This is a genomic window from Microvirga sp. Mcv34, assembly GCF_024519725.1.
GTDB lineage: Bacteria > Pseudomonadota > Alphaproteobacteria > Rhizobiales > Beijerinckiaceae > Microvirga.
In genome coordinates this window covers 1-9,045 of record NZ_JALJRK010000120.1, presented here as the reverse complement: position 1 = coordinate 9,045, position 9,045 = coordinate 1, and the positions used below count along the sequence as shown (strand labels likewise).

7 protein-coding genes and 2 pseudogenes are annotated in these 9,045 nt (G+C 63.9%); 2 read left to right on the top strand and 7 right to left on the bottom strand.

Going from position 1 to position 9,045, the window contains the following annotated elements:
* The 3 genes and pseudogenes from OC446_RS27685 to pobA form a co-directional block, all read right to left on the bottom strand.
* Nucleotides 1-743, bottom strand: a pseudogene (locus OC446_RS27685) (hypothetical protein); the annotation flags it as partial.
* Nucleotides 740-2,440 carry a peptidase domain-containing ABC transporter gene (locus tag OC446_RS27680; RefSeq protein WP_262032168.1) on the bottom strand — a complete coding sequence of 567 codons (1,701 nt, stop codon included), beginning with the start codon at nucleotides 2,438-2,440 and terminating at the stop codon, nucleotides 740-742. The pseudogene OC446_RS27685 and the gene OC446_RS27680, both read right to left, overlap by 4 nt.
* A 319-nt stretch (nucleotides 2,441-2,759) precedes the next feature.
* Entirely contained in the window at nucleotides 2,760-3,929 is a 1,170-nt protein-coding gene (gene pobA / locus OC446_RS27675; protein ID WP_262032167.1) for a 4-hydroxybenzoate 3-monooxygenase, read from the bottom strand.
* A gap of 144 nt (nucleotides 3,930-4,073) precedes the next feature.
* On the opposite strand from pobA, the gene OC446_RS27670 reads away from it, so the two are divergent.
* Entirely contained in the window at nucleotides 4,074-4,967 is an 894-nt protein-coding gene (locus OC446_RS27670; protein WP_262032166.1) for a helix-turn-helix domain-containing protein, read from the top strand.
* Nucleotides 4,968-5,084: 117 nt separating this feature from the next.
* Complete coding sequence (locus OC446_RS27665; RefSeq protein ID WP_262032165.1) at nucleotides 5,085-6,134, top strand: alpha/beta hydrolase; 1,050 nt, start codon at nucleotides 5,085-5,087, stop codon at nucleotides 6,132-6,134.
* 128 nt (nucleotides 6,135-6,262) lie between these two features.
* On the opposite strand, the gene OC446_RS27660 is transcribed toward OC446_RS27665, so the two are convergent.
* The 4 genes and pseudogenes from OC446_RS27660 to OC446_RS27645 form a co-directional block, all read right to left on the bottom strand.
* Entirely contained in the window at nucleotides 6,263-6,760 is a 498-nt protein-coding gene (locus OC446_RS27660) for an invasion associated locus B family protein (RefSeq protein ID WP_262032164.1), read from the bottom strand.
* 233 nt (nucleotides 6,761-6,993) lie between these two features.
* Complete coding sequence (locus tag OC446_RS27655) at nucleotides 6,994-7,611, bottom strand: peptidoglycan-binding domain-containing protein (RefSeq protein ID WP_262032163.1); 618 nt, start codon at nucleotides 7,609-7,611, stop codon at nucleotides 6,994-6,996.
* Nucleotides 7,612-7,765: 154 nt separating this feature from the next.
* Nucleotides 7,766-8,821, bottom strand: coding sequence for a histone deacetylase family protein (locus OC446_RS27650; RefSeq protein WP_262032162.1), 1,056 nt, complete (start codon nucleotides 8,819-8,821; stop codon nucleotides 7,766-7,768).
* Nucleotides 8,822-8,847: 26 nt separating this feature from the next.
* Nucleotides 8,848-9,045, bottom strand: a pseudogene (locus OC446_RS27645) (hypothetical protein); the annotation flags it as partial.

Sequence of the window (9,045 nt, the reverse complement as noted above, 5' to 3'; positions counted from 1 at the left end):
TCCACCAGGGCAGTCGGCAAGGACATGAGCTGGGTGAAGACGGCACTGGGAACCAGCCGGTCGAGCCGTTCGGCGATGCTGAGCAGAGCGCGCTGGCGAACGGCCCGGAACGCCACCTCGAGAAGGATCGCCGCAAACGCGCCCGCCACGAGCATCGGCAGGGTCTCGGGGCTGTATCCCGCGATCACAGTGTCGAAGACGGACATGGTGAAGACCGGCACGGCGAGCCCAAGCACCGCCATCAACCCGCTGACGCCGAGCAGCGCGGGCAGGTCGCCCCGGAATCGTCGGGCGATGCCGCTGAACCATCTCTTGCGCGGGGCCCCGGCATCCATGTCGATCACGAGCATCAAGGTGCCACGCAGGGCTTTCGGATCGCAGGGCTCCACCTCGCCGGTCTCGCCGTCGAGGAGTAGGACGCGCCCCTCCTCGTCGCGATAGACGATAGCCGCGGGCTCGTCCGCCGGAAGCAGGATCGCCGGGAGGCGCCTCGGATCCAGGGCACCCTGCGACACCCGCTCCATGCGGGTTGGATAGCCGAGGATCGCCAGCGTGTTCCGCACATCGGTGATGTCGATATCCGGCTTGACGTGAGGCAGGGCCGACAGCAGATCGTCCACGCTGCCGGGCCACTCCAGCAGCCAGAGCATTGCCGACAGGCAGCGCGCGAGATCGGACGGGGCCAGGAGATCCTCCGGCAGCTCCAGCGGCGCGCATGAACGGTCTTCTCTGACGGGTCTCATGCCACGCGCTCCAAGCGGCCCGCACGGATCGCATAGACCCGGTCGGCAATGCTCAAGGTGGAGGGCCGGTGAGTGACGTTGACCACCGTCACCCTGCCCCGCAGGTCCGCCAGGAGCCGGGCGAGACGGGCGTCGCTGTCCCCGTCGATCTGCGAGGTGATGTCGTCGAGGAGCAGGATGCGTGGCTCTTCGACGAGAGCCCGGACGACGCCGATGCGTTGGGCGGCGCCACGCGGCAGCGGCGTCGCGGCGACGCCGACCTGGGTGTGCCAGCCGCCCGGAAGAGCGCTGGCGACCTGGTCGAGACCGAGTTCCGTCGCCAGGCGAAGTGCCAAGGCTTCGCGCTGCGGCTGATGCATCGTCAGATTCTGAAGAAGCGTGCCCCGCACCAGCGCGGGATCCGGCGGGACCAGCGCGACCAGCCTGCGGGCCGGCCCGATATCAACTTGGCCGAGATCCTGTCCGTCGATCAGGACCTGTCCGCCATTGGCCTTCAAGTCGCCGGCGATCAGGCGCAGAAGGGCCGAGCGCCCCGATCCGTTGGAGCCGGTGATGCCGACGATCTCGCCGGGTTGCACCTCCAGGTCGACCCCTTCGAACAGCCAGTCGGAATAGCGGGGCGTGCGGAACCGGACATCCTGAAGGAGGATGTGTCCGGCCGAAATCTGCAGCAGCGGCCTGTCCGGGCTGCGCTCCTGGGGCAGCGCGCCGATCTCGGCGACGCGCCTCTTGCTCTCGCGGAGCGATTGCAGGCGCGACCAGAGGGCGACGCCGCCGAGAAGGGGCTGCATCGTGCGGCCGACCAGCATGGTGCATGCGCTGAGACCGCCGACGCTGAGCTGCCCTTCGAGAACCAACAGGCATCCGAGGGTGGCGACGCCGATCGTAGCGATCTGGGACAGCAGCATGCCGCCCTCCTGCCCGGTCGAGATGGTATGGGACAGCTTGCGACGCAGCTGGGCGGAACCGTTCTGGAGGCGCTCGTAGCGTCGCTCGAGCAGGGGCTCGGCCCCCAGTACCTTCATGGAGTGGATGCAGTTCAGCGTGTCGAAGAGGAAATTGAAGCGGCGCTCCTCGGCCAAGGCGAGGTTCTGAGCGGCATGGCGCACGCGGCGCCCCGTCAGCACGGCCAGAAGCCCCACGCCGGCGAGGAGCGTCAGGGGCACCAGCACGAGCGGACCGGCCAGATACCAGATGCCGACGAGATAAAGGAGCGCGAAGGGCAGATCGAGCATCGCCTGCAGGGCCGGACCGGACCATGCCTCGCGCAACGTGCCGATGGCGGAGAGGCGCTCCGCGTAATAGCCGTTGCCGTGAGCTTCTAGAGCGGAGAGCGGCGCGTTCAGCAGGCATTGCATGGCCTGGCGATGCGCCTGTGCTTCCGACGTCGCGGCAACGCGGGCGAGCACCCGGCCGCGCACATGACGCAGCAGGGCCTCCAGCAGGATGGCGATCGTTACGGCCGTGGCGAGCACCCCCAGGGTCCCGACGGCCTTGTTCGGGAGAATCCGGTCATAGACCTGAAGCAGGGCAACCGGCAGCGCGAGGGCCAGGAGGGTGATGAGCAGGGTCGCTTCGACAACCGGAATCAGGAATCCGATTCCGAAGCGGCCGATCAGGCCTCTGAACGGGCGTGTCAGCCAGGGGCCGGCGGACACCAGCGATGGTGCCGTGGATGAAACGGCGGACCGATCCATGACGCTACCAATGGCCTTGCGGCCAATAAAAGACGGATGATGAAGCTGGCGAAATATACCGGGCTCTCACCGGTATGGCGGGGCGGCATCATGCCTTTGAGACGGTCTCACCTTTGCGAGCGCTCAATCCGCCATGAGTATCAGCTATTGATAGCTAGAATTCGGAAATATTTTCTTAGTAGTCAACGTAACGGCATATCGAATTTCGCGTTAATGCTCTGGTAAAGTTAACGGCGCAATCCGCGCATATGATCAAATCTCGATACTCGATTGCGGAAGAAGAATATCGCCGAATACTCAGGGCCGCATCGTCTTCGTCTCAGAATGGCAGCCCGGTATAGTTCTCCGCTATCGAACGGGCGGCAGCTCTCGATCCCCGGATGTAGTCGAACTCGGCCCGTTGGATCCGGCGACTGAAGGAATCCGTGTCCGGAAACGTGTGAAGGATGGAGGTCATCCACCAGGAGAAGCGCTCGGCCTTCCAGATCCGCGACAGCACACGGGCCGAGTAGCCGTCGATTCCGGCCGTGGAGCGCTCGGCGTAGAATTCGACGAGCGCCTCGGCGAGAGCCCCGACATCGCTCGCCGCGAGGTTCAGCCCCTTGGCGCCGGTCGGCGGGACGATGTGAGCGGCGTCACCCGCAAGGAAGAGCCGCCCGAACCGCAGGGGCTCGGCCACGAAGCTCCTCAACGGCGCGATGGATTTTTCGATGGAAGGTCCGGTGACCAGACGCTCGGCCGTTTCACCACCGAGCCTGCGGCGCAACTCGTCCCAGAAGCGATCGTCCGACCAGCCCTCGACCTTCTCGTCGGCCGGAACCTGAACGTAGTAGCGGCTGCGGGTGTGCGAGCGCATGGAGCAGAGCGCGAATCCACGCTCGTGATGGGCGTAGATCAGTTCGTCGGCAACGGGCGGCCGGTCGACCAGAATGCCAAGCCAGCCGAAGGGATAGACCCGCTCAAAGGTGCGGATCGCCTCCTCGGGTAAGCTGGCGCGGGCCACGCCGTGATAGCCGTCGCACCCCGCGATGAAATCACAGGACAGCTCGTGCTCGATGCCGTCCTTGACGTAGCGCACCCTTGGCTGGTCGCCGTCGAAACCGTGAAGCGAAACGTTCTCGGCCTCGTAGATCGTCGTCGCGCCTGAGAATTCGCGCGCCTGCATGAGGTCGCGCGTGACCTCGGTCTGGCCGTAGACGGTGACCGTTCGTCCGATGAGCGCGCGAAAGTCGAAGCGGTGCCTGTCGCCGTCGAAGCAGAACTCGACGCCGTCGTGAACGAGACCGTCGGCGTGCAGTCTCTCGCCGACGCCAGCCTTGTCGAGAAGCTCCACCGTGCCCTGTTCGAGCACGCCGGCGCGGATGCGCCCAAGCACGTAATCCGCGCTGCGCCGTTCAAGGACGACGGTTTCGATCCCGGCGTTTTCCAGAAGGCGGCCGAGCAGGAGCCCGGCCGGGCCAGCGCCGATGATGGCGACCTTGGTCCGCATGGTCATTTCCTCCGCAACGACGGTCTGAGCCGCCTTCTTCGCGTCGGTACAGGATGAACCCGACCCGCCGAAGGGCCAATAGACAAAGCGAGCATCGGATTGGACATTTCGAACATTCTGCGCCTCAGGACGGAACGCACGAAATTGGCTCCCGTAGATATCCCTTCCTACGCTCTCTATGGCGAAACGCGCGACGATCCGGCGGCGGACTGGGTCCATTGCGAAACCATCCAGAGCCGCAGCCGCTTGCACAATTACAGGATCATGCCGCACCGGCACGAGAGGCTGTTCCAGATCCTTCATCTGGCCTGCGGCACCGCGGACCTCGTGATCGATGGCGAGGCCAGGACATTGACCGGCCCCGCCATCGTCGCCCTGCCCCCGATGACGGTGCACGGCTACACGTTCTCGCCTGACGTCCAGGGAACGGTGATCACCCTTTTCGACAGCCGGCTGACCCACATCCTCGCGGACATGGACGGCACCCTTGAGACGTTCCGCTCGATTCAGGTGGTCGGCCTTCACGACCACGCGGATGCCGCGCGCGTTCTGCTCGAGGACATCGCATCGCTGACGGCTGAGTTCACCGGACGCGGTTCCGGCCGCTCGGAGGCCATTCAGGCCCGGCTGCTGCTCGTCCTGATCGCACTCCATCGGATCCGAGGCTCGACACGGGACGGCGCGGCCCCGAGCCGTGGACGTCGCGCGCTTCAGCATGCCTTGCGCTTTCGCGAACTCGTCGACCAGGACTTCCGCAAGCATCACCCCATCGAGAGCTATGCCCGCAGGCTCAGCCTGACGCCGCCACACCTCAACCGAATTTGCCGCGAGCATCTCGGCGACACGGCTCTCGGAGTCGTTCATCAAAGGATCATCCTGGAGGCGAAGCGCTATCTGACCTTCACGAGCCTGAGTGCCAAGGAGATCGCCTCTGCACTCGCCTTCGACGATCCGGCCTATTTCGCGCGCTTCTTCAAACAGAAGACCGGTCTCCCGCCCCTCGCCTTCCGGGCTATGCAGCAGAACACGCCCCCCTGAGACGGCCCGCGCGGCGAGGCATTCCCCCTCTTTGCCATGGACAAAGGCCAGAAAGGGAATGGCTACGCCGATGCGACCGATTAAGCTGCCTCGTCAGGACAGTCCCGGAGGCAGTCGATGGATCAGAATGCCGTCAGCACGAAACCCAGCATTCCCTGTGTCGACCAACGCCCCGACGGTCCGGGTGTCTCGCATATCGACCGCTCCGATCCCGCCGCCGCCTATTACCGGCTGCTGGCCAGAATGCGGTCTCCGCTCACCCTACGCGATATCATGATCCGTCCGGTTCGAACGGGCTACATCAGCAATGACCTTCGCCTGGAGGATCTGCCGCCCAGTGCAAGTGAGCTCTATCCGGAAGTGAGCGTCTCGAGCATCTACGTGCCTTCGCCGAGCGGGCCGATTCGTTGCCAAGTCTTTCGGCCGCCGGGATCGGATGACCTGCCGATGATGCTCTATGCCCATGGGGGCGGGTTCACGGTCGGAGGTTCCGAGGACACGGCCTACATCACGAGCCGGGTCGCCTGGGAAAACAGAATCGTCGTGGTGAGCGTCACCTACCGTCTGGCGCCCGAATGGCCTTTCCCGGCGGGTCTGGAGGATTGTTGCGCTGTCCTGGACTGGATGCGTCTGCACGGACAGGAGATCGGGGGCGACCCGTCCTGGATTGCCGTCGGGGGCGACTCGGCCGGTGGGAATCTGGCGGCCGCCCTGCCCCTGAAAGCGCGTGACGAGAACATAGCTTCCCCGGACGCGGCGGTACTCCTGTGCCCGATCACCGACTTCCACGTGGAGCAGCACGAATCCTTCGAGCGCCTCGCGCCCCTTGGTATCATCTACGACACAGCCTTCGTCGGGTACATCCGCGGGGCCTACGCGGTTCAGTACAAGAACTGGTCTCACCCGCATGTCAGTCCGGCGCTTGCGGACCTTCGCGGCTATCCGCCGACGCTGGTGGTGTCCGGAACAGCGGATCCGATCGTCGACGACAATTACGCTTTCGTCCGCAAGTTGCGGGAGAGCGGCAACGAGCATGTCGAGCATTTCGTTCGCGAGCGGATGCCTCATGGCTACTACTTCTTCCCGGGACTGCTGAAGGAGGGCGACGAGGCATTCGCCGCGATGTCTCGTTTCCTGCACGATAGAACACGCGATCTCCGGCGATGAGGAGCGGAGTTTCTCATCGCGCGAGAGAATCCTGATCAGTCGGCCCGGTCTGGGAATCATCCGTCGAAGTATGCGGCGCTGCCAAGCCTGAGATTTACCACCCCGGCCCGATCACTTCCCACATCATGTCACCGACATCCCTGACGGGCTTTCTTCATAACGGCGGTGAATCCTTTCAGAGGGAAGGTGTAGGTCGTCTTGTTCCCGCGCTTGGACGTCGCCTCTACGACCGCGACCCGTCCATTCTCGAGCGCGCGCACGAATTCGATCTCGCGCTCGGTGCGCCGCAGCCAGGCGTGGTTTCCGCGTGGGATCATGGTGAAGGAATGGCCGTCCACCGCAATGCGGATCGCCGTCGGAGCGAAGTCATAACCCGCCTGAAGGCTCGCTTCGGTTCGAACCTTGCCGTGATTGAGCCTGCGCACGAACAGGGTCACACGCCCATGATCGAGATGCTCCGGCTTCATGGATGAAGCGTCGGAATAGACATAGCAGGCGGCAGATTTGTTCTCGTAATCTTTCCACGCGCTCCAACTTTCGCTTGTTCCGATCACTCGCGGAGTCTGTGCAAGGGCATAGGCGCTCGAGAGGACGAGGATTGCGGCAGCTGTGCTTGTGACCTTCATCTACGGGAAACTCGCTTTGGCGGTTGCGGAGCCCGCAACCTTCCAAGGCGAGGTTACCTGAGGGTTAACCTCAGGACTGGAAGGGTTTCCAAGCGAAAAATGCCGTAGATTCCGGCAAAAGGCGCAAGGGCTTACCGCCCATTCAACAAAATGTGAGCGCATGCCGGATGGCGCGTGTCCCGGCACTCCCCGGGACGGAGCCATGTCGTTGGCGTGAGCCTTGATCGGAGAAGCTACTCCGTGCGCTCATTCTGTGCGGCGACGACCTTCGCGGACCGCATGAGGGATTGCAGCGTCTGGGCGTGAAGCAGGCCGGTCACGGTCAACCCGACGAGACGCTGATATTCTTCGATCGCCTGTTGCGTCGTCGGCCCGACGACCCCATCGGCCTCGAGCTTTCCGAAGCCGAGATCCGTGAGAGCCTTCTGGGCCAGAATGACATCCTGCTTCGTGGGTAGGGGTGTAACGCCGCGCACGGCGACCGCGCCGTCGAGCGCCGGCGGGGCATGCAGCTCCTGGAGCGATGCCAGCTGCTCCTTCGCGGTAGCAAGGTTTGCCTCGGTCTCCGTGTGCCTTACCGTAAGCTGCTCGATTTCGCCCTTAGCCAACGCGAGCTGCTCCTGGAGTTTGCGGATTTCTCTCGCGCCGTTCTCCGCCTTCATGCGTTCCGACAGAAACTGCGATTGGTATTCGCGGAGCGCGGACGCCTGGCCGCTCACCTGCTGTTCGAGCTGCGTGGATGAAAGAGCCGAATAGGCATAGGCTCCCCATCCGGTTATGGCTGCAACGGCAATGCCTGAGATCGTGAGGCGGCTGATCGACGAGCCCCTGCGTTCTGGCGTCCGAGTCACGGTGTTCCTTTCGACGGTCGAGGGCCAATGGCCCGAGGAAATACCGGGCCAAGGTGAACAAGAACGTGGTCAAAGAATGACCGGCCTCGATGAGCACAACGATCTGTGATCGAGTTCTGCCTGATATGTTATCGACTGCGAAGACCTCCCGCCTTCACTCGGCGGCGTTCGAGCGAAACGCCGCGATGAAAGCCGGAGCAGCTTCCGAGACGGCCGCGAGCGAATAGCCGCCCTCCTGGATGATCAAGGTCGGCAGGTCGATCTTGCCCCAGATATCGCCGATCCGTGCGAAGGCGTCTGACGTGACATTGAGCTTCGACAGTGGATCGTCGCGGTGGGCGTCCCAACCGGCGGACAGAACGATCGCCTCGGCTCCGTGGGCCTGGACCGCCAGCGCGAGGCGCTGGTTGGCGTCGATGAAGGCCTCGTCGTCAGCACCCGGCGCAAGCGGCAGGTTGTGATTGGCTCCCTCACCCGGCCCTGCGCCGGTCTCATCGGCATAGCCGGCATAGTGCGGGTAGTAGGACGTCGGATCGGTATGAACCGAGCCATAGAAAACGTCGCCACGGGTGTAGAAGATCGCCTGTGTGCCGTCGCCGTGGTGGGTATCGAAATCCACGATGGCAACCTTGGAAAAGTGGTTCCGCAGCACCCCGGCCGCGATAGCGGCGTTGTTGAGGAAGCAGAAACCGGAGGCGCGATCGGCATAGGCGTGATGGCCGGGCGGCCGGCAAAGCGCATAGGACGCTCGTTCGCCGGCGAGCAGCGCCTCGGCGCCGGCAATCGCCGTCTGAGCCGAGGCATAGGCGGCCTTAAACGTGCTATCCATCATGGCGCAGGACATACCGCCGATATACCAGCCGGCTTGGCCCAGAATCCCGGTGGTACGCGGCTTGCCGCGCTCCTCCAGGTCGATCCCTGCCCCGCGATAGGGGTGGACGTTCGGCAGGACCTCCGGTCCGTGGTCGGGAAGTTCCATGAAGCGGTCATAGGCGCTTTCGAGGAACTCCACGTAATGGCCTGCATGGACCGCCAGGATCGGGTCGCGGCCGAAATCGCCGGGATCGGTCGTCGTCAGCCCCTGCGCCTCCAGGACCTCACGGAGCGTCGTTGCCCGATCGGGATTTTCGAAGGGATCCACGATCCGCCCATGCACCATGTATTGCGTCGGCCGATGGGCCAGTTGCGCTTCGGAGAAGAACAGCTTCATGAATGTGGATCCCAGGGACTGATGGTTCAGGAGGCGACGGCTTCCGTCTCTTCGGTCTCGTCGATGGCCGTCCAGGAATGGGTGATCTTGGCCACGGCCCCGAGCATGATCGAGGCGGAGCAGTACTTTTCCTTGGAAAGGTCGATGGCTCTTTCCACCTTGGCCGGTGCTAGTGTTGTGACTCTAACGCTTGTTTCGCACGGGCGACCTTTTCCAGGATAGCC

Excerpts from the sequence above, each read along its gene's own strand:
- pobA (WP_262032167.1), bottom strand. The coding sequence starts at position 3,929 with ATGCGGACCAAGGTCGCCATCATCGGCGCTGGCCCGGCCGGGCTCCTG.
- OC446_RS27665 (WP_262032165.1), top strand. The coding sequence starts at position 5,085 with ATGGATCAGAATGCCGTCAGCACGAAACCCAGCATTCCCTGTGTCGAC.
- OC446_RS27660 (WP_262032164.1), bottom strand. The coding sequence starts at position 6,760 with ATGAAGGTCACAAGCACAGCTGCCGCAATCCTCGTCCTCTCGAGCGCC.
- OC446_RS27650 (WP_262032162.1), bottom strand. The coding sequence starts at position 8,821 with ATGAAGCTGTTCTTCTCCGAAGCGCAACTGGCCCATCGGCCGACGCAA.
- OC446_RS27680 (WP_262032168.1), bottom strand. The coding sequence starts at position 2,440 with ATGGATCGGTCCGCCGTTTCATCCACGGCACCATCGCTGGTGTCCGCC.